The organism is Mesorhizobium sp. WSM3866, assembly GCF_002294795.1.
Taxonomy (GTDB): domain Bacteria; phylum Pseudomonadota; class Alphaproteobacteria; order Rhizobiales; family Rhizobiaceae; genus Mesorhizobium.
In genome coordinates this window covers 787464-808456 of record NZ_NSGC01000001.1, presented here as the reverse complement: position 1 = coordinate 808456, position 20993 = coordinate 787464, and the positions used below count along the sequence as shown (strand labels likewise).

The following is a 20993-nucleotide window of genomic DNA, read 5'->3' as shown; positions in this document are numbered from 1 at the left end:
CGCGCCGGAACCTGGGCTGTCACGCAACCTTCGACAGGACGCTGATATCGCATCTGGCGAGGCCATATCGCCAGCGATGGTTCGTCGCCGCGACACGGCTCTGGTAAAAAAGCGTGAGCTGTTCGCCCTCGATCATGACGGTCGAGTGACCGTTTTCTCCTGGCCCGCCTGGATCAAGAACCGGACCGATCGAAACGTACGGTCCGGTAACCTCGGCGGCGATGGCGAAAAACACGCGTTGTCGGCTGCCTCGCGCTCCCCGCGGAAGGAAGCACGTGGCGTTCAGAAGCACGCGGCCATCGGGGAGCTCGACCAGTTGGGCGCCTTCGATCCCCCACTCGTAGTCGGGATCATCGCGCGTATTGTGGTGTGGGATCTCACTATGGTCGAGGATCTTGCCCAGCCGCTTCCAAGGTCCGAACCACGAGTCCGACTGGCTGCGCGCCAGGTAGACATCGGGTTGCGGCACACGACTGAATTTCGGCATGCCGGAATAGACGATGTAGCGCTTGCCGCCGATGATCGCCGGATGCGGATCATAGATCCCATCTTCGTCCGTGCCAGGGATCGACAGGATTGCCGGGTTGAGCACCACCCAGTTGAAGCCATCATTCGACACCGCGTGCTCACAGCGGCCGCCGGACTTCATGAACTCGGTCTGGATGAACATGTGGAAGACGCCGAGCTCGTAGACAACACCGGGCGCGGCAACGCCCGATCCTGTGACAGGAAGCTCGATGGGCTCGTGCTCCGTCCAGGGACCATGCAGCTCCGGCGCGGTTGCGTGAAGTATCTTCCAGCTCTCGGTTGTTACCGTGCCGCTCGAGCCGAAGACGTGCCAAAGCCTGCCGTCAAAGACGGGGCATGGATCCTTAAGATCGTCCACCGCCTGCGGATGGAAGAGCGGGAACACATTCGTCTCGAACTCGATCTTCATCACCTGCCCCAACAATTGCCGGCCGTTTGAGACTCGTTTGGCTCCGGTCCAGGCGAATCGTTGGAGCCGTCGAACAGCTTAGCTGCCCATGCTACCGAAATACGGCCACCGAGTGACCGTCCCCAAGAACCTGCGTGCGAATCTTGGCTCCACCTCCCAAAGGGGCAGCAGCACCGCGGCATGATCCTTCGCCGCTTTAACGGTTCGCGACTGGAACAAGTTATTCGACGGAAAGTTAGACGGAAAGGTGGATCTCGTCTCCGCTGCCTGCGATTAACAAATGTTAATCGCAATATAATTTCGGCTGCCACTAGGGAAATTTGTATGGACTCGGCAATAAGAATACCAACTCGCAGAAGAACCACCAAGACGCAAGACTTACTGGTATGTTTCTCTCATTTACGATGGAATTTTGTCTATCAGCGTCCACAGCATATTCTTACCTTGGCCGCGAAGGAACATGAGATTATCTATTTCGAGGAACCTGTTTTCGAGGAGCGCTCGCATCCTTCGATGCGTTTCTCAGAAGTGGCGCCGGCAATTCGGGTCGCGACTCCTCTGCTTCCAATTGGCACAAGCCCGGCCAGAGCTGATGCCGTGCAGCGCAAATATCTCGACCGGATCATCGCTTCGACGCCGCACACTAACCTGACCGCCTGGTACTACACGCCCATGGCCCTACGCTTCAGCGCGCACATCAATTGCGATGTCTGCGTCTATGACTGCATGGACGAACTTTCGGCGTTCAAGAATGCGCCAACCGAGTTGGCCATGATGGAGCGAGCCCTCTTCGGGCGTGCCGACGTGGTCTTCACCGGCGGCTTGAGCCTCTTTGAAGCGAAGCGCTGCCAGCACCGTGCCATCTATCCGTTTCCGAGCAGCATCGACGTCAGCCACTTCCACAAGGCAAGGACACCCGGCAAGGACCCGGCCGATCAATTCGGCATTCCTCATCCACGGGTGGGCTTCTTCGGCGTCATCGACGAGCGCCTCGACATCGATCTCGTGGCCCAGGCCTCCAAGGCCATGCCGGACGTGCATTTCGTCATGCTCGGTCCGGTGGTCAAGATCGACCCGAGCAGCCTGCCGACAGCGGGCAATCTGCATTGGCTCGGCGGGAAAGCCTATGCCGATCTTCCAGATTATCTGCGCCACTGGGACGCCGGCTGGATGCCGTTCGCGCTCAACGAGGCCACACGCTTCATCAGCCCGACAAAAACGCCGGAGTTCCTCGCCGCTGGCCTGCCGGTGGTTTCAACAGCAATTGTCGATGTTGTGCGAACCTACGGCGCAGCCGGGCTCGTCGACATAGTGGACGCCGAGGACGTCGACATCAAGCTGCGATCCGTCCTTACCCAATCGCGCGAGGCGCGGCTTCAGCAGGTCGATGCCTATCTCCGGGACATGTCCTGGAAGCGCACATGGAATGGCATGGCCGCTCATATCAGGAACGCCAGTGCTCGGAAAAAGGTCGTCCCGTTCCGCAGGAGCGCCTGACCATGTTCGACTGGCTGATCGTCGGCGCCGGCTTCGCCGGCAGCGTTCTCGCCGAACGGATTGCCTCGCAGCGGGGAGAAAGCGTTCTCCTCATCGATCGCCGCAATCACATCGGGGGTAACGCCTATGACTGCTACGACGAAGCAGGCATCCTCATCCACCGCTACGGGCCGCACATATTCCATACAAATGCGCGGTCCATCGTGGATTATCTGTCACACTTCACGACATGGCGGCCGTATGAACATCGTGTGCTGGCGGCGGTCGACGGAATGCTTCTCCCGATCCCCATCAATCTCGATACGATCAACCGCCTCTATGGTCTCGATTTGGATCCGGTGGAACTGGAAGACTTCTTCGCGTCTCGCCGCGAGACCATCGAGGAAGTCCACACGGCCGAGGACGTCGTGGTCAGCACTGTCGGGCGGGAACTCTATGAGAAATTCTTCCGCGGCTACACCAGGAAGCAATGGGGCGTAGACCCCTCCCAGCTTAGCAAATCGGTAACCGCCCGGGTTCCGACCAGGACCAACCGCGACGACCGCTACTTCGGCGACAGCTTCCAGCACATGCCCGCGAACGGGTACACGCGCATGTTCGAGCGCATGCTCAACCATCCCAATATCAAGATCATGCTGCAGACGGATTATCGTGAGGTCCGGGACCGGATTCCGTTCCGCAAGCTGATCTACACCGGCCCTGTCGACGAATTCTTCGACTGGAGACTTGGCCGTCTGCCGTATCGCTCACTGCGTTTCGAGCACGTGACCGTCGAATGCGAACAGTTCCAGCCGGTCGCTGTGGTCAACTATCCGCAAACGGAGGACTTCACCCGGATCACCGAGTACAAGCATCTGACCGGCCAGAAGAACGCCCGGACAAGCCTCACCTATGAATACCCGACCGACATTGGCGATCCGTATTACCCGGTGCCCAGGCCGGAAAACGAAGCGCTCTACAAGCAATATGAAGCCTTGTCCGCCAGTCGCCCGGATGTCTGGTTTGTCGGCCGCCTTGCGACATACCGCTATTACAATATGGACCAGGTCGTGGGTCAGGCTCTGGCTACTTTCGCCCGCATTCAGAAGACGGTCCCAATTGGAGGCGCCTTGCAGCCGGCAATGGCTGTGCCGGGCTAAAGCCGCTTGCTACTCCGGCAAAGGCTGCGTGGGTCGAGAACGCTGGCCAAACAGCCTCTGCTGCCTCGCCAGTTCATCGGCCATGGGCTGACGGGTGCGGCGCGATCCATCCGCATGGATGACGGAGAAAAGGCCAACTTCGGCGTGGCGTGAATTGTCCCATCCCGGGTAAGCCGTAATCGGATAAAGGCAGATTCCCTCCACCGGCGCGCCTTGGCTCACGGCGTCCCGCACCTCGTCGCACACATAGTGAAGCCATGCCGGGCCTCCCGATCCTTCCGCACCGGTCTCTGCAATGTACATCGGCTGTCGGTAGCGTTGGGCGACCTCGACGAGCATTTCCGACAGAGCCCGGCATTCGTGATGCCCCATCGGGATTGTTGGCCCGTGCAGGTACCACTGATTGTGCGGGTAAAAATTCAGACCGATGACATCGATGAGATCTTCGCTGCCGCCAAGCTGCGGCTCGACGTGCCCCATCAGCATGTCGTACGCTTCGAACTGTCCTTGACGGACTTTTTCAGCCGCCCGCATTTCCCCGCGGCTTCGATCGCGCGGCGCGATGTGAATAAGCGGCTCGGCCCAGATGAACCGGCATTCTGGATCCGCTTGGCGCATGGCTCGTATGCCTTGCACGGCAGCCTTGACGAGGTGGCGTTTGAACCAACCCCTTCGCCTTGGGCCGGCCGGTGGAAAATAGCCCACTTCGACTGCCCAGGCGAAGAACGATATCTCGTTGATCGGGCAGACGAGCGCAGGCTTCCCGCTGACGGCCCGATGCAACCGGACAGCTTCCGCTGCGAAATCGGCATAGCGCTCGATCAGCTCCTTCCCGCCCTGGTCAAGATAATCGGGGGTTCCGTAGTGAAAGACATCCCAGATGACCTGAACGCCGGCGAGATTTGCCGCTTCGATCATCGGCGCCCAACTCGACCAATCGTACACGCCCGGCGCCTTCTCGATCAGGTGCCAGCGTAGCCCGTCACGAACAGTTCTGAGCCCAAGGTTCGCGCAGCCGCGATAGTCGCGTTCTGCGTGAGAATCATGGCCAGTCGCCCGCACGAGATCGAGACGCACGCCATCCTTTCGCCGGTGCGAGGAGCATTCGAAACCGCCCATGAAAAAACTGTCGAATGTGACCGCGCTGGCAGCCGGATTCACGTTTGGGCTAACGGCTTGCGGCACATTCTTACTCCTTGCATTGGCCGGACGGTCGACCAACGGCCGAAACCCTCTTTGGGTTGGGCAAATTCTTCGTTCTTGCCGCGTGCTGAACGGCGTTCAGCCCAGCGTGATCTCCTGATCGTTCACAACCTCGGCCAGCCGACTGAGGAAACTCACGAGGCCGGGTGCCGGATCGTCGTTGTCGCCTGTGAGCACGGAAATACCCCAACGCCCCAGCACGGCTTCTTCGACGGGGTCTCGGCTCGCCATGAAAATGTATGACGGCGGCCGATCCGCCTCGTAGCCCGATCGGTTCCATGTCTGCCAAAGCCGATGCAACAGCAGCCGGATGTTCAGGTCCGACAGGCTATAGCCGACGAACAGAACCGTGCTGCCCAGCGCATCGGAACGAAACCGCACATCGAGCGGCGAATCGAAGGATAGCCGATCGAGATAGTCGGTTTCCGTAAGGACCAGCGAGGAATCGTCATCGAAGTCGCCGTGGAATTTCACGATGCACGCGACGTCCCGGCGAGCCTTCGAGACATCCCGAGCATTGGCCACCTTCACGTATGCGCGGCCGTGTATCTCAAAGGCGACTTCGAGGTTCCGGTCATAGTTGGTGGTGTAGATCACCGGAAAATCCAGCGCGACGATCAGACGATGCAGTTCGGACTCCCGAATCTTCTCCCTGGTCACGGTCCAGTGCCTGTCCATCCAACTGCGCAACGGCCCGATGCTGCCGTGCTTGATCCGGTAATACTCGGCCAGGGTTTGGAAGCGATCACGCGGTCTTGCTCCATCCAGGCCGAGTTCGCTCGCCATGCGCTCAATCAGCTTCTCCCAGGAAGGCAGCCCGACGCTCATCGAAACACCAGCGCCGACAAAGAGCACCGCATTGCGCTCTCGGATCGCTTTAGCGAGTGGAAGAATCGGGTCCTCGTTCATTGCCGAAGCTGAGTGGGCTGCCGCGGGTGGGGCATGACGCATACTTCCGAACCTGGAGGTGGATGAAGTGTTCCCCGCTCAGCCGTGAAAATCCAGAAGACGCCGATACTCAGGTCAGACTCGCCGAAAGCAATGCGCAGGCAGGGACAGGTGGCTTGGCTTCGGTCCCTCTCAGCATCGGCGAATCGCCAGCGCGACATCGGTCGCGAACGGTGGCACCTCCAGCTTCAACCTACCGTCCGCTTGCGCCCGCCATTCCGCCGCTTGCGTGCCGGCCGCAGTATCCCAGCCGACTATGCGGTAGCTACCCGGAGCCAGCCCAGGCAGGTCGATCATGACGGGCTCGGTTTGCACGTCGGCCTGCAGCATGCCGTTGGGCCCGATCGTTTCGGGCACCAGCCACGCCACCGCCTGGGCATCGTCGCCGCAGGCTACCGCCGCGACATCGGGGCGGGAAACCCGCACCCGGCCGCCGAGATGGACACGTCGGAACCGACTCCAGTCGATCAGCGGCAGGAAACCCGCCAGCGAGCGCTGCGCCCGCCGCATGCCGGGTGTGAGCACATGCGGCGTACGGTTCGGCCAGCGCATGCCGCCACCGGCACCGCCGGCAGCCAGGTGCGCCCATTGCATATGGCGGAAATATTCGTCATCGAACGGCTCCGGCAGCGTGATCTTCTTGTCCTTGAAGGTATGGATCGGGCCATGTTCGCTGTCGAGGAACGGCCGGCCATCGCGAGTTTCGGCCAGGGCCTCGCCGACGATCCGCCCCAGGCCGAGCGCCGGGGCCACTGTGTCGCGGGGATGATCGATCGTGCCTTCCTCGTAGATGTGGAGGGAGGCGAAGTCGAGATCCGGATGCCGGAAGATAGGTTCGCGGAGCGGCATGTGCGCCCGCCAGCGAAGCTCCGGTCCGAAGAGCGAAACCGTTTGCGGGTGAGAGCGGCCGTAGAGCGAAATCTCCAGCCGGCGAACGAAAGCACCGAGATCGTGGATGAAGTCGCCGAAATCGTCGGCGCTGCCTTCGGCCTGCTCGGGATGGATCTCGTTCCAGAGGTCCCAAGCGAAGAGCGCGCCGCTGCCGCCCCATCTGCGGACCGCGAATTCCAGCCTTGCCTTGATGGCGCGGCGCGTGGCCGTGCAGACCAGAAAGCGCGAGGGCTGATCCAGCACGCCGCCGTTCCTCTGATTATAGGGGTGATGACGCCAGTGCCGCCACTGCCAAAATGTATCGAACGGGGTGAGCAGTATTCTCAAACCGTGCTTTTCACAGAGACGAAAAAGATCGTCCCACAGCCGCACGATAGCAGGAACGAAGCGACCGAGCGGCCGCTCGAAGTAGCGGTGGCGGACCTGAGCATATTCCAGCATCAGCCTGAGGCAGGTGACGCCGCTTTGCTTAAGCCAGCGGAGGTGAGCCTCCACGCCGGCTATGTCCTTGCGCCGGAACAGCCCATTTAGCTCAGGCCAGCTTATCGCGTCATTCTGCCCGATTGGCATCCACGGCTCGCCGTCCTCAGTGGCGAAATATGAGCCGGCCACCGTGATCCACTGCAGACCCGCGGACCGGACAGCGAGTAAGCGCTCCGCGTCACTGGTCGTGCTGTCCGTTAATCCCGTGTTGTCCAAGTGGCTTTCCGGTATTCCCCAAGGCACTCCAAACTGTCTCAGGGGAAAAATGTTCACCGGCGCCGGAGCAAAAAAAACGCAGCCCGCCCGGGCCTCATCGCCGAGAGAATGGCCCGTTATTAAAGAATGGCCAGCTGATCTGCTCCAGCTTCGCTCGACTGAAAACCCTAGCTAGGATCCGCTCGCCACCATCCCGGCCGTAGGGGCCTGGGCAGGCCACCGAAAGCCAACCAAGTCAAGTCATAGCGACGAGTAGAGATTCGCCGGCGGGATCTCGCCAACCAGGAAGGCCGGCTTCAGGCGATCCTCTGCTGAAGCTGCGGCATGTCTTCGCTCTTCCGCAGACCCGTTGCGACGACCGACACCCGAAACTTTCCGGCCAACGCCTGGTCGAAGATGGCGCCGACGATAATGGCGGCGTCGGCGTCGACCTCTTCCCGTATCCGTGTCGCGGCTTCGTCGACCTCGAAGAGCGTCATGTCCGTGCCGCCGCAGATCGATACCAGCAGGCCTCTGGCGCCCGTCATGGAAGCCTCATCGAGCAGCGGGTTGGCGATTGCTGCCTCGGCCGCCGTCCTTGCGCGGCCCTCCCCCGAGGCTTCACCGGTTCCCATCATCGCCCGGCCCATGTCCCGCATCACCGACTTCACGTCGGCAAAATCGAGATTGATCAGGCCTTCCTTCACGATGAGATCCGTGATGCAGCCGACACCAGCGTAGAGAACACGGTCCGCCATAGCGAAGGCATCAGCAAACGTCGTCCTGGCGTCGGCGACCCTGAAAAGGTTCTGGTTGGGGATGACGATCACGGTGTCGGCGCTTTCGCGAAGGCGTTCTATGCCCTCTTCGGCGGCCTGGGACCTGCGCTTGCCCTCGAACGTGAAAGGCTTGGTAACGACGGCCACCGTCAAAATGCCGGCATCGCGCGCCGCACGCGCAATGACGGGCGCGGCGCCAGTCCCGGTGCCGCCGCCCATGCCCGCCGTGATAAAACACATGTGCGTTCCCGCCAGATGATCCATGATCTCGTCGATGGATTCTTCGGCGGCCGCGCTGCCGACGTGGGGGAGAGATCCGGCGCCCAAGCCTTCGGTCACATGCGCGCCCAACTGGATCAGCCGCGGCGACTTCGACATGGTGAGCGCCTGGGCGTCGGTATTGGCGACGACGAACTCGACCCCCTGCAGGCCTTCAGCGATCATGTTGTTGACGGCGTTTCCGCCAGCGCCACCGACCCCCACAACGGTTATCTTAGGTCTCATCTCCAGGATTTCCGGCTTGGCGGTCATTGTGATCTCTCTACGGGACGCAGTGGCTGCGCCAGAGCAACTAGCAAACGAATCAGATGGTCCCGCCAAGATCAGGGAATCAGAGGACAGGCCTCGCCGCAAGGTCAAGCTGAGGGCGTCAAATCGCAAGTTTTGCTTCAGGAGCGCCGTGGTCCGAGCGCAACCTGCGTGAACCGGTGGGGGTGCGGGGGGCGACGAAAGACAAATGGTTCGCCGAAGCAACTCTTCCCTGAGATACGTCCGGGCCGCTTCGGACCGTCGCGCGGCCAGCATCGTTCGGAACTTACTGCGCAGTTGCCGGCAGAGCCGGAGACGTCCTGCTCACGAGGTTGATAAATCCCGCCGGCTCTCTAAGTTCGCCTTGGGACACCTTGACTTCGCGCTGGTCCGGCAAACGATCGGACTTAGGCGCAAGAACGGTGATTTGTCGATGACAAGCGCGGTGTCGGGCACCTTGGCGGCCCTTTTGTGCTTTCTGTCCCTGACCGCTGCTGCTCCGCGTGCGTTCGCCCAGCAACCGACCGTGCAGCCGGCCGGAGCGATCAAGCCGGACGAGAAGACAACCGAAATCAAGATACGCTATTTACGGGCCTACGCGCCGCGCCTGACGCTTTCCCTGCTGGACGAGCCGCCGCGTGACGAAGGTGTCGCGGGCGCCAATGTCGCCATCGGCGACAACAACACCACGGGCAGGTTCATCAATCAGAAATTCAGCCTCGACGTCACCGAGATAAAACCGGAGGCCGACGCGGTTGAGGCATTCAACGCGTTGATTTCCAAAGGCGACCGCTATGTCATCGCGGATCTCTCGGCCAAGCAGCTGCTGTCGATCGCCGACATCGCCCGCGACAAGGGCGTGCTTATCTTCAACGTCGGCGCCACCGACGACAGACTGCGCGAGGAGGACTGCCGCATAAACGTCTTCCACATCGCGCCGACGCGAAGCATGCTCGCCGACGCTCTGGCCCAGTATCTGATGGTGAAGAAATGGCCGAGCTGGGTGCTGCTCTACGGCTCGCATGATGAGGACCGCCTTTATGCCGACGCGTTGCGCCGCGCGGCAGCCCGCTTCGGCGGGCAGATCGTCGCGGAGAAGGAATTCAAGGATACCGGGACGGCGCGCCGCACTGACACCGGAGCCACGCAGATACAGCAACAGATTTCGGTATTCACGCAGGACCTGCCGGAGCATGACGTGCTGCTTGTGGCCGATGAAAGCGAGGTGTTCGGGACCTACGTGCCCTACCGCAGCTGGACGCCGCGGCTCGTCGCAGGCACGGCCGGTCTTGTGGCATCGTCATGGCATCCCGCGAGTGAACAGTGGGGCGGCATTCAAATGCAAAATCGCTTCCTGAAGACGGCAGGCCGGCGAATGATGTCCAAGGACATGTCGGCCTGGACGGCCGTGCGGGCCGTCGCCGAAGCCACCACGCGCACCAATGGTGACGATCCGAAAAAGATCAGCGATTACATCCGCTCGGACGACTTCTCGGTCGCCGCGTTCAAGGGACAGAAGCTGACCTTCCGCAAATGGAACCTCCAGCTTCGCCAGCCGATCCTGCTTGGCGATGCCAAATCGGTCGTCTCGACATCTCCCCAGGAGGGCTATCTCCACCAAGTCTCCGAACTCGACACCCTCGGCATCGATCAGCCGGAAACGAAATGCGTTCTCAGGTAGCGCCGATCGGGAGGAATTCGTGCAGAGCCGAGCTTGCGTACTCGCCATTCTCGCAACCGGCGTCATGGCCGGCCCGGCATCGGCCTACACGGCCTATGTCTCAAACGAGAAGGACAATACGATGACCGTCGTCGATACGGCGACCATGCAGGTGGTCAAGACCGTCGACGTCGGCCAGAGACCGCGCGGCATCGCCATCTCGCACGACGGCAAGTTCATCTATTTGTGCGCCAGCGACGACAATACGATCCAAATCATCGATACCACGACGCTGCAGGTCGTCGGCACGCTGCCCTCCGGCGACGATCCCGAATTGTTCGTGCTTTCGCCCGACGGCAAGGCGCTCTACGTCGCCAACGAAAACGACAATCTGGTCACCGCGATCGACCTCGACAGCAAGCAAGTCACGTCCGAGATCCCGGTCGGCGTGGAACCCGAAGGCATGGCCGTCAGCCCCGACGGCAAGACCCTGGTCAACACCTCGGAGACCACCAGCATGGCGCATTTCATCGACACCGAGAGCCATGAGGTAACCGACAACGTGCTGGTCGACACGCGCCCGCGCGTCGCCGCGTTCAAGCCCGACGGCTCGCAGGCCTGGGTCAGTGCCGAGATCGGCGGCACCGTCAGCGTCATCGACAACGCCAAGCGCCAGGTCGTGAAGAGGATCAAGTTCGCGATTCCCGGACTGCGAGCCGAAACCATCCAGCCGGTCGGCATCGCCATCAGCGCCGACGGGAAGAAGGCCTATATCGCGCTCGGCCCGGCGAACCATGTCGCAGTGATCAACACCGAAACCTACGAGGTGGAAAACTACATCCTCGTCGGACAGCGCGTCTGGCATCTGGACTTCACCCCGGATCAGAAGACACTGATCACAACGAACGGCAATTCCAACGACATCACTTTCATCGATACGGCGACCGAGGAGCCGGTTCAGTCGGTCACCGTGGGGCAGCAGCCGTGGGGCGTGGTCATATCGCCCAAATAGAAAAGCAGGCTAAAGATTAAGGCCATGAAGCCGGGCCAAAGACGTCGAGCGCGCTAGATAGCATCTGAAGGAGCGTCCATGCAGCATGCGAGGACGGCGAAAACGGGGACCGGAGCGGCGGCACTCGATGTCGCCGGCGTCAGCCATTCCTATGGCCCGACGCGGGCGCTCAACGACGTCTCGTTCTCGATAGCGCCGGCGACTTTCACCGGCCTTCTCGGTCTCAACGGCGCCGGCAAGACGACCCTGTTCTCGCTGATCAGCCACCTCTACGACACGCGCCAGGGATCGATCCGCATCTTCGGCCATGATGTCCGCCGTGCGTCCGGCGAGGCGCTCAGGCGGGTCGGCATTGTGTTCCAGGCACGCACGCTCGACCTCGACCTGAGCGTATACCAGAACCTCTCCTATCACGCCTCGCTGCACGGCATCGGACGGCACGAAGCCCGGCAGCGCATTGCAGCGCTGATCGAGACGGTCGACATGCAAGGCCGTCAGCATGACAAGGCTCGCGGCCTTTCCGGCGGCCAGATGCGGCGCATCGAGATCGCCCGGGCGCTGCTCCATAGCCCGTCCCTGCTGCTGCTCGACGAGGCGACGGTGGGTCTCGACATCCAATCGCGCGCGGGCATTCTCGCCACCATCCGCAAGCTGGTCGAAACCGAGGGCATCGGCGTGCTTTGGGCCACCCACCTGATCGACGAGGTTGAAGACGGCGACCATGTCGTCGTGCTGCGGCAAGGTGACCTGGTCGCCAAAGGCAAAGTGGCCGACGTGGTCCAAGCGAGTGGCGCCGCGTCGATCCGCGACGCCTTTTCCAAACTCAGCCGCGGCGAAGCAGCCGGCCAGGCGGAGATCTCGCCATGAGCACTCCCGCAATGCCGGAAAAGGTCGCATCCGTCACGCCGGTGAAGTCCGGCGCGTTCGGCTTTCGTCACTACCTCATCTGCCTCAAAGGCGTCGTCGTGCGGGAAGGGCTGCGCTTCCTGCACCAGCGCGAGCGCTTCATCTCGTCGCTGGTGCGACCGCTCGTCTGGCTGTTCATTTTTGCCGCCGGGTTCCGGCAAGTGCTCGGTGTCTCGATCATCCCGCCCTACAAGACCTACGTGCTCTACGAGGTCTACATCACTCCGGGCTTGTGCGGCATGATCCTGCTGTTCTCGGGCATGCAGTCTTCGCTGTCGATGGTCTACGATCGTGAGATGGGCAATATGCGTATCCTGCTGGTCAGCCCATTTCCCCGCTGGTATCTGCTGGTGTCGAAGATGCTCGCCGGCGTCTCCGTGTCGATCGCGCAGGTTTATGCCTTTCTGATCGTTGCCTGGTTCTGGGGCGTCAAGGCGCCGCCGCTCGGTTACCTGTTCGTGCTGCCGGCTCTGTTCCTGTCGGGGATGATGCTTTGCGCGCTCGGCATGCTCCTGTCCTCGATGATCAAGCAGCTCGAGAATTTTGCCGGGATCATGAACTTCGTCATCTTTCCCGGCTATTTCGCGTCGCCGGCGCTCTATCCTTTGTGGCGCATCCAGGAAGCGAGCCCGCTGCTTTACAAGCTCTGCCTCGCCAACCCCTTTACTTATGCCGTCGAGCTGATCCGCTTCGCCTTCTACGGGGAGATCGATTGGGTGTCGCTGGGTGTCGTCGGCGGCTGCACGCTGCTGTTTCTCGGGGGCGCCATCATCGCTTATGACCCTTCGCGCGGCCTGATAACCCGCAAACAAGGCGCGGGAGGAAACGGTTGATGGAACGGATGAGCCTCGTTCGCAGCTTGGTTGCGGCTGTCATGCTCATGCCCACGGCGCCATGGCCGCGAAGTCGCCGGGGTGAGCTTGATCGAACGGGAGAGAGACGAAGCTAAGGAACTGATCCCTGAGCTAGGCAGTTGTGTTTTGTTCCTGTGTTTTTTGGCTGTTTGAGAACCCAGCGTTTCATTTGTCCGTTTGTGAGGTGATGGAGGGGCTATTGCTTTCCCCGCAATGGCGCCAATGACGACCGGTCCCTTCGGACTGGCTAAAGAGGAGAATGCAATGAAGAAGAAGAGCTGGAAGAAACCGATGATGTGCCAGGTTGCCGCGGGCTTCGAGATTTCGCGGTATCTGCCTGCTGAAACGCCTCCCAGGAAGTAGGCCGCAGAGCTGCGTGTCCCTGGCTGCGGGGGCATGCATCCCCTTGCCGCTTGAGGTCGTCGAGACGGGGGTTGCGCGGGAAGCGCGGGCGCGAAGCCGTTTGGCACCGAGAATTTGGCGTCGGTCAAATGGGCCGCAGAGCAGGCATCGCCATGCGCGTGAAGATCATAGGATCGGCGGCGGGAGGCGGCTTTCCGCAATGGAACTGCAACTATCGCCTGAGCCGCTCGGCTCGGAGCGGCATGGCCGGCCTGCATTCGCGGACCCAGTCGTCCATTGCCGTATCGGCGGACGGGACAGGCTGGGTTCTGTTCAACGCGTCGCCCGACATTGGCCGGCAGATCGCGCAAACGCCTGAACTGCAGCCCGCGGCCGATGCGCCGCTGCGCTCGACGCCCATCCGCGCGGTCGTGCTGACGAATGGCGACGTCGACCATGTCGCCGGCCTGCTCAGCCTGCGGGAGCGGCAGCCCTTCGCAATCTATGCAACGGCACAGGTGCTGGCGACGCTGGCGGCGAATTCGATCTTCAACGTTCTCGATCCGGCGATCGTGCCGCGCCGCCTTCTGGCGCCAACGGAGGAACTGGCGATCTGCAACGCGGACGGCCAGCAGACCGGCGTGGTCGTCGACGCCTTTCCCGTGCCCGGCAAGATCGCGCTCTATCTCGAGCAAAGAGGCGATCCAAGTGCCGATTTCAGCTCCGACACGGGCGACACGATCGGCGTGCGTGTCAACGGGGCTGGAAGTCGCGCCGCTGTCTTCTACATTCCCGGCTGCGCGGGCATCGATGCCGCCCTGCGCACGCGTCTGGCGGACGCCGCCTGCCTTCTGTTCGACGGCACTGTCTATACAGACGACGAGATGATCCTCGCCGGCGTCGGCCAGAAGACCGGTGCGCGCATGGGGCACATCGCAATGTCTGGAGAAGCGGGTTCGATCGCCGCCTTGGCCGATGTGAGGATCGGCCGCCGCGTCTTCATCCACATCAACAATACCAATCCTGTTCTCGACGAGAGTTCCGCCGAACACGCGACGGTCAGAGCGGCTGGCTGGGAAATCGGGAGCGACGGAATGGAGATCGAACTTTGAGCGACTTCCACGACGCGGCGCGACATGGTCTGTCCAAGAGCGAGCTCGAGGCGGTGCTGCGGCAGGTCGGCGCCGAGCGTTATCACAACCGCCATCGCTTTCATCACAGGATGACCAGTGGCGGGCTGACGAAGGCCGAAATGCAGGCCTGGGCATTGAACCGCTACTGCTACCAGGCCGTCATTCCGCGCAAGGACGCCATGATCCTGGCACATGCCGAAGACCCGGCGTTTCGCGCCGCCTGGCGCAAACGCATCGAGGATCACGACGGCGAGGACGGCTGGAGCGGCGGCATCGCGCGCTGGCTGCATCTGGCGACCTCGCTCGGGCTCGATGCCGAAGCCGTCAAGAGCGAAAGGCTGGCGCTGCCGGCGACCCGCTTCGCCATCGGCGCCTATCTTTCCTTCTGCACGAACCGCACGCTGCTCGAGGCGGTGGCATCGTCGCTGACCGAGATGTTCTCGCCGATCATAATCGGCGAGCGAGTGCCGGCGATGCTGGCCAAATACGACTACATCACCGAGGACACGCTGGCCTATTTCAGCCGGCGGCCGGAACAGGCAACGCGCGACGCCGACTTCGCCCTCGCCTATGTGCTGAGCCACGCCGATACGGCCGAGCGCCAGCAGCAGGCGATCGATGCGCTGGTGTTCAAATGCGATATATTGTGGGCCATGCTCGATGCGCTTCAACATGCCTATGGCGCGCCGGGAAACCTACCACCGGGCGCCTTCCGGCCGGAGGCAACCCGATGATGGCGATGCGCGAAAGAGCCATCGTCTCCTTGCAATCGATGCCGTCGCTGCCGAGGCACGTGCGTATTCAGTACGACCCCGTGCGGCAGGCCTTCGCCGTGCTTTCGCCGGAAAAGGTATTCTGGCCGAACGATATCAGTCTCGACATATTGCGCCGCTGCGACGGGCGGTCCGCGGTCGGCTACATCATCGCTGGTCTTGCGGCCGATTACGATGCTGAACAGGAGGCCGTAGCGGCCGATGTCATCGCCTTCCTGCAGGAATGGTCGGACAAGCTGCTGGTGAAGCCATGAGCGAGCCGCTTCTGCCTCCGATCGGCATGCTGGCGGAACTGACGCATCGCTGCCCGCTGCAGTGCCCTTATTGCTCCAATCCGCTCGAATTGCTCAAGGCCAATCGTGAGCTCGACACCCACACCTGGCTCGATCTTTTCTCGCAGGCCGCCGATCTCGGCGTTCTGCAGGTGCATCTGTCCGGCGGCGAGCCGACGCTGCGCCGCGATCTCGAGCAATTGATCGCCGGGCTTTCGGCGCGCGGTGTCTACACCAACCTCATCACCGCCGGCATCAACATTGCCGAGGGCCGGATCGCGGCCTTTGCCGAAGCCGGGCTCGACCACCTGCAGCTGAGCTTCCAGGGCGCCCGCCCGGCGACGACCGACGGTATCGGCAACCACAGCGGCAGCCACGAAAAGAAGCTGGAGACGGCACGCCGCGCCCGCGCGGCCGGGTTGCCGCTCACCATCAATGCGCCGATCCATCGCCACAACATCGAGGAAGTGCCGGAATTCATCGACCTGGCTCTTTCGCTGGACGCCGAACGGCTCGAGATCGCCAATGTGCAGTATGCCGGCTGGGCGCTGGCCAATCGCAATACCCTGATGCCCGAACGCGCCGCGGTCGAACGGCAAGCGGAGATCGTCGCGGCGGCGCAAGCACGGCTTGCCGGCGTCATCAACATCGATTTCGTCCCGCCGGACTATTTCGCCGTCTATCCCAAGCCGTGCATGGGCGGCTGGGCGCGCGACGCCTTCATGGTGACGCCCGACGGCACGGTGCTGCCATGCCATGCCGCGCAGACCATTCCTGCGCTCCGCTTCGAGCGTTTCGGAGAGCGCTCGCTGGCCGAGATCTGGACCGATTCACCGGCATTCAATGCCTTTCGCGGTACCGAATGGATGCTGGAGCCGTGCCGAAGCTGCGAGCGGCGCGAGATCGATTGGGGCGGCTGCAGATGTCAAGCGATGGCGATTGCCGGCGATGCCGCCGCAACGGATCCGGTCTGCATCAAATCGCCGATCCATGCCCGGGTGGGCATGCTCACCGACGAAACGCGGCGCGCCGCGGCAGACAATGCGGCGGGCGAACCCTTCATTTACCGTCGGATAAGAGCTGTGGCGGAGCTCGCCTGACCGTTCTTCCCCTGGGTGGTCCCCAATAGGATAGAACCGGAATTCGGCATGGCGGGATTTGTGCGAAAGCGTCGCCTGAATCCGTTCCAGCGCGACGCGCTTTAGAGAGGGTCAAGGCGCAGTTTGTCCCGGGCGATCTTCCAGGCGGATTCGACGTGGCGCCGTGCCGCGGCTTCCGCCTCCCGCGGCTTACGCGCCCGGATCGCATCCATAATCGCGTTCATCTCGGCGATCGCCGGCTCGCGACGGTTTGCCGAGGCGATCGTCATCGAACGCAGCTGGTTGATGCGCACATTCAACCCGCTGACGATCTCCCAGGCGACACGCTTGTCCGCAGCCTCGAAAAGCGCTTCGTAGAACTTCGTCGTCGCGCGCATCACTGCCGGCGGCTTGCCCGAGGCCCAGGCCTCGAAGAGCTCGCCGAGGGCGTGCTCCAGTACGGCCAGTTGGCCATTGGTGGCCGATTGCGCGCAGGCGCGCGCCGCGATGCCCTCGAGCAAAGCCCTGAGCTCATAGATCTCGTCGGTGCGGCCGATATCCGGTTTGGCCACAGCCGGACCATGCCCGGGGATCATCTGCACAAGGCCTTCAGCCTCCAGCTGCCGCAGGACCTCGCGCACAACCGATCGGCTGACGCCGAGCTGGTCGCAAAGCGGCCGCTCGACCAGCCTTTCGCCGGGCTGGAAATGAAAATCCATTATGGCCTCGCGCATGCGCTCAAGGGCCAATGTTCTCAAGGTTTTGGCGCTGCGATCGATGCGAAGCGTGTCGTCCTGCATGTCTCTGCTCCCTTGGCCGCCACGAAAACAGATTCCATGGCCGGTTGACAAGGTATTTGGTGGTCCATATTATGGTATACCATAAGACGACAGAGAAGTTGGCGTTTTCTCGAGCGCCACCTGACAGAGGTTTCCATGCAGCCGGCCATTCGCAAGATCGTCATTTACAGCGAGAACACGCTGATCGAAGGCGGCAAGGCAGCATCCAAGCCGCTGCGCCTGATCGGCGTCGCCGCCGTGCTGACGAACCCCTGGGCGGGGCGCGGCTTCATCGAGGATCTTTCGCCCGAGATCCGCGCCTTTGCGCCGGTGCTTGGAGAAACCCTGACCCGCGAGATCGTTGCCGCCGCCGGCTCGGCCGAGGCGATCGAGGGCTACGGCAAGGCCGCGATCTGCGGCACGTCGGGCGAGATCGAGCATGCCTCGGCGCTGATCCACACACTGCATTTCGGCAATCATTATCGCCGCGCCGTCGCCGCCAAGACCTATCTCGCCTTCACCAATCTGCGTGGTGGGCCGAACACACCGATCATGATTCCGCTGATGGACAAGAATGACGAGGGCCGCCGCTCGCACTATCTGACCGTGCATTTCCAGATCGGCGACGCACCGGCGCCGGACGAGTTGGTCGTGGCGCTCGGTGCTTCGATCGGCGGCCGTCCTCACCATCGCATCGGCGACCGCTATCAGGACCTCAAGGAAGTGGGCGACCTGCATGGCTGACGCCGTCGCACCTGGATGGACCCGGGCAGCCGCGCCCGACGGAACCGGCTTTATCCGCGCCGGATCGGGCGCGCCGGTGCTGTTCATCCACGGCGTCGGCATGAACGCGACGATCTGGCAGCCGCAGATCCAGCGGATGGCTGACCGCTTCGACCTGATCGCCATCGACATGCTTGGCCACGGCCGCTCGCCGCTGCCGCCGCAGGAGCCGGAACTCGCCGACTATGCCGCGCAGGCGATCCGGCTGCTCGATCATCTCGGCCTCGACAAGGTGTCCGTCGTCGGTCACTCGATGGGGGCTTTGGTCGCGCAGGAACTCGCGCTGCTAGCGCCGGAGCGCATCCGCCGTGTCGTGTCGCTCAACGCCGTGTTCCGTCGTCCGCCTGATCTGGCCCAAGCCGTGCTCGAGCGCGCGGCGGCGCTCACCGGCCACGGCGATGCGGCGGGGGTCGCCCAGACCATCGCCCGCTGGTTCGGCGATCCGGTTCCGGCCGAGCTCACGGCGGCGGCCGGGAAGGCGGCGGCAGCGTTGAGCGAGGTCGATCCCGAAGGCTACGCCCGCACCTATCGCCTGTTCGCCCGTGCCGACGGCGACCACGCCGAGCGCCTGCAGACCCTGGCCATGCCGGCGCTGTTCATCACCGGCTCCGAGGACAAGAACTCCTCGCCGGCAATGTCGGCCGCCATGGCCAGGCTCGCGCCGCATGGCCGCTGCACCGTTCTCGCCGGCCAAAGGCACATGATGGCGGCGGCGGCACCGGATCTCACCTCACGATGCATCGCCGAGTTCCTGAACGAAGGTGAAAGCCTGGAGCAAGGAGCAGCAGCGGACGCCAGCTTCGACAGCGGCGAGTTCCGGCGTGCGCTCGGCTCCTTCCTAACAGGCGTCACCATCGTCACCACGATCGGCGCGGAAGGCGAGCCGCGCGGGTTCACCGCCAACTCGTTCACATCGGTGTCGCTTGATCCGCCGCTGGTGCTGGTCTGCATCGCCCACAAGGCGCTCGGTCATCCGGTGTTCGCGACATCGAAGAGCTTCGCCATCAACATTTTGAACGAGACCCAGAAAGCGGCCTCCGGCATCTTCGCCTCGAAGGCAGCGGATAAATTCGCGTCGGTCGACTGGCGCCCGGGGAAGACCGGCAGTCCGGTTCTCGACGGCTCGGTCGCAACCTTCGACTGCGATATGGAGCGGTTGGTCGAGGCGGGCGACCATTCGATCCTGATCGGCCGCGTCCGCGACTTCCAGCACAATACCTCGCAGCCTCTCGGCTATTGCCGCGGCGCCTACATCACGCCCGGGCTCAGTCAGGAGGCGCTGGCCGCCGCCCAGCCCGGCACCGATGTCGGCGCCATCCTCGAAAACGGCGGCCGTATCCTGTTCCTGGAAACGCCAGACGGCTTCCTCGAACTGCCGCGCGGCCGGGGGCTGGGCTCGGCAAGGGACGGCAAGAGCCTCAACGGGCTTCTGGCCGCAAAGGCCATCGAGGCCCAGCTCGGCTTCCTCTTCGCCGTATGGGACGACGCGGGCAATCCCTCGCGCACCCATGTTTACTATCGCGGTACCTTCGACGTGCCGGCTTCCAGCGATCGCGGCATCCGGCTGATCGACATCGACGCGATCGACGGCTTGAAGATCGCCGATCCGGCCATCCGCTCGATGCTCACCCGCTATGTGCGCGAATGCACTGGAGACGCATTCGGCGTCTATGTCGGCAACGAGGTCGAAGGCGAGGTAAGGCCGCTCGCCAGGACCGCCGCCCTCAATACAGGTGACCAGGGATGAAGTTCTCGCTCTTCGTGCATATGGAACGCTCGGATCTCGCCAAGCCGCATTCGGAGTTGTTGCGCGAGTTGGGTGAGCTGGTCCTGCTGGCGGAACAGGCGGGCTTCGAGACCGCCTGGATCGGCGAGCATCACGGGATGGAGTTCACCATCTCGCCCAATCCATTCATCAACATCGCCTATCTTGCGGCCAAGACCAGCCGCATCCGCCTCGGCACCGGAACCATCATCGCGCCCTTCTGGCACCCGATCAAGCTTGCCGGCGAGGCGGCGATGACCGACGTGATTGCCGGCGGCCGGCTCGACATCGGCATCGCCCGGGGCGCCTACAGCTACGAATATCAGCGCGTCTTCCCCGGGCTCGATGCCTGGGGCGCCGGGCAGCGCATGCGCGAGATCATTCCGGCGATCCGAGGTCTCTGGGACGGCGACTACGAGCACTCCGGCAAATTCTGGCAGTTCCCGCCAACCACCTCCTCTCCCAAGCCCCTGCAAAAACCCTACCCGCCGATCTGGGTGGCGGCGCGCGATCCGAACTCGCACGACTTCGCTGTCGCCAACGGATGCAAGGTCCAAGTGACGCCACTGGCGTCCGGCGACGATGAGGTTGCAAGCCTGATGCAGCGGTTTAACGACGCCTGCGCCGCGCATCCTGAAATCCCGCGTCCGGAAATCATGCTCTTGATGCACACGTTCGTCGCCGAGGACGCCGCCGATGCCGATCGGCTGAGCCAGGATCTGTCGAACTTCTACTGCCAGTTCGGCGCCTGGTTCCAGAACAAGAAGCCGGTGCACCAGGGCATTTTGGAACCGCTGAGCGCCGAAGAGATCGCGGCCATGCCGCAATACGCGCCGGACAAGATGCGCCAGAACCTGGTGATCGGCGAGGCGCACGAGGTGGTCGCGCGGCTGAAAGCCTATGAGACGCTCGGCTTCGACCAGTACTCGATCTGGATCGACAGCGGCCTTTCGCACGAGCGCAAGAAGAAATCGCTGCAATTGTTCATCGACCGGGTGATGCCGGCCTTCATCTGATCGCGAACGAACGGGCAAG

The 20993-nt window shown here is 62.6% G+C and carries 19 protein-coding genes; 13 read left to right on the top strand and 6 right to left on the bottom strand.

Annotated elements, in window-relative coordinates; all coding sequences use genetic code 11:
- Positions 1–19 precede the first annotated feature (19 nt).
- Positions 20–937: a hypothetical protein gene (locus CK222_RS03825; protein ID WP_067328531.1), complete on the bottom strand. Its 918-nt coding sequence runs from the start codon at positions 935–937 to the stop codon at positions 20–22.
- 324 nt (positions 938–1261) lie between these two features.
- On the opposite strand from CK222_RS03825, the gene CK222_RS03820 reads away from it, so the two are divergent.
- The gene (locus tag CK222_RS03820) at positions 1262–2434 is read left to right on the top strand and encodes a glycosyltransferase (RefSeq protein ID WP_095799421.1); all 1173 of its coding nucleotides are present in this window, start codon (positions 1262–1264) and stop codon (positions 2432–2434) included.
- Between the two features lie 2 nt (positions 2435–2436).
- Positions 2437–3573 carry a UDP-galactopyranose mutase gene (glf, locus tag CK222_RS03815; RefSeq protein WP_066993849.1) on the top strand — a complete coding sequence of 379 codons (1137 nt, stop codon included), beginning with the start codon at positions 2437–2439 and terminating at the stop codon, positions 3571–3573.
- A gap of 9 nt (positions 3574–3582) precedes the next feature.
- Here glf and CK222_RS03810 read toward each other — a convergent pair whose 3' ends face one another.
- The 4 genes from CK222_RS03810 to ftsZ all read right to left on the bottom strand — a co-directional run bounded on the left by CK222_RS03810 (position 3583) and on the right by ftsZ (position 8603).
- Positions 3583–4758, bottom strand: a complete 1176-nt coding sequence (locus CK222_RS03810; RefSeq protein WP_095799497.1) for a beta-glucosidase — start codon at positions 4756–4758, stop codon at positions 3583–3585.
- 96 nt (positions 4759–4854) lie between these two features.
- Entirely contained in the window at positions 4855–5685 is an 831-nt protein-coding gene (locus tag CK222_RS03805; protein ID WP_095799420.1) for an SIR2 family protein, read from the bottom strand.
- Between the two features lie 171 nt (positions 5686–5856).
- Entirely contained in the window at positions 5857–7110 is a 1254-nt protein-coding gene (locus CK222_RS03800; RefSeq protein WP_210201928.1) for a hypothetical protein, read from the bottom strand.
- A 500-nt stretch (positions 7111–7610) separates the two neighbouring features.
- Entirely contained in the window at positions 7611–8603 is a 993-nt protein-coding gene (gene ftsZ, locus CK222_RS03795) for a cell division protein FtsZ (protein ID WP_095799418.1), read from the bottom strand.
- Positions 8604–9033: 430 nt separating this feature from the next.
- Here ftsZ and CK222_RS03790 point away from each other — a divergent pair, with 430 nt between their 5' ends.
- The 8 genes from CK222_RS03790 (at position 9034) to pqqE (ending at position 16652) form a co-directional block, all read left to right on the top strand.
- Positions 9034–10281 (top strand): ABC transporter substrate-binding protein, encoded by a 1248-nt coding sequence (locus tag CK222_RS03790; protein WP_095799417.1) that lies wholly within the window; start codon positions 9034–9036, stop codon positions 10279–10281.
- Between the two features lie 19 nt (positions 10282–10300).
- Positions 10301–11272: a PQQ-dependent catabolism-associated beta-propeller protein gene (locus CK222_RS03785; RefSeq protein WP_095799416.1), complete on the top strand. Its 972-nt coding sequence runs from the start codon at positions 10301–10303 to the stop codon at positions 11270–11272.
- 78 nt (positions 11273–11350) lie between these two features.
- On the top strand, positions 11351–12139 hold the full coding sequence (locus tag CK222_RS03780) for an ATP-binding cassette domain-containing protein (RefSeq protein ID WP_067328512.1): 789 nt from the start codon (positions 11351–11353) through the stop codon (positions 12137–12139).
- An 11-nt stretch (positions 12140–12150) separates the two neighbouring features.
- Complete coding sequence (locus CK222_RS03775) at positions 12151–13011, top strand: ABC transporter permease (protein WP_067328510.1); 861 nt, start codon at positions 12151–12153, stop codon at positions 13009–13011.
- 536 nt (positions 13012–13547) lie between these two features.
- Complete coding sequence (pqqB, locus tag CK222_RS03770) at positions 13548–14486, top strand: pyrroloquinoline quinone biosynthesis protein PqqB (RefSeq protein WP_067329083.1); 939 nt, start codon at positions 13548–13550, stop codon at positions 14484–14486.
- Entirely contained in the window at positions 14483–15241 is a 759-nt protein-coding gene (gene pqqC, locus CK222_RS03765; RefSeq protein ID WP_067328508.1) for a pyrroloquinoline-quinone synthase PqqC, read from the top strand. The genes pqqB and pqqC overlap by 4 nt, the downstream gene beginning before the upstream one ends.
- The gene (gene pqqD / locus CK222_RS03760) at positions 15238–15534 is read left to right on the top strand and encodes a pyrroloquinoline quinone biosynthesis peptide chaperone PqqD (protein ID WP_067328506.1); all 297 of its coding nucleotides are present in this window, start codon (positions 15238–15240) and stop codon (positions 15532–15534) included. The genes pqqC and pqqD overlap by 4 nt, the downstream gene beginning before the upstream one ends.
- On the top strand, positions 15531–16652 hold the full coding sequence (gene pqqE / locus CK222_RS03755) for a pyrroloquinoline quinone biosynthesis protein PqqE (protein ID WP_095799415.1): 1122 nt from the start codon (positions 15531–15533) through the stop codon (positions 16650–16652). Before pqqD ends, pqqE begins: the two co-directional genes overlap by 4 nt.
- 101 nt (positions 16653–16753) lie before the next feature.
- On the opposite strand, the gene CK222_RS03750 is transcribed toward pqqE, so the two are convergent.
- Positions 16754–17431 carry a GntR family transcriptional regulator gene (locus CK222_RS03750; protein ID WP_067328502.1) on the bottom strand — a complete coding sequence of 226 codons (678 nt, stop codon included), beginning with the start codon at positions 17429–17431 and terminating at the stop codon, positions 16754–16756.
- A 135-nt stretch (positions 17432–17566) separates the two neighbouring features.
- Between CK222_RS03750 and CK222_RS03745 the strand changes: the two genes are divergently transcribed.
- The 3 genes from CK222_RS03745 to CK222_RS03735 are packed head-to-tail and all read left to right on the top strand — an operon-like array spanning position 17567 to position 20974.
- The gene (locus tag CK222_RS03745; RefSeq protein ID WP_095799414.1) at positions 17567–18154 is read left to right on the top strand and encodes an amino acid synthesis family protein; all 588 of its coding nucleotides are present in this window, start codon (positions 17567–17569) and stop codon (positions 18152–18154) included.
- A complete protein-coding gene (locus tag CK222_RS33335; protein ID WP_095799413.1) occupies positions 18147–19940 on the top strand; it encodes an alpha/beta fold hydrolase in 1794 nt (597 codons plus the stop codon). The genes CK222_RS03745 and CK222_RS33335 overlap by 8 nt, the downstream gene beginning before the upstream one ends.
- Entirely contained in the window at positions 19937–20974 is a 1038-nt protein-coding gene (locus tag CK222_RS03735) for an LLM class flavin-dependent oxidoreductase (RefSeq protein WP_095799412.1), read from the top strand. The genes CK222_RS33335 and CK222_RS03735 overlap by 4 nt, the downstream gene beginning before the upstream one ends.
- Positions 20975–20993 lie beyond the last annotated feature (19 nt).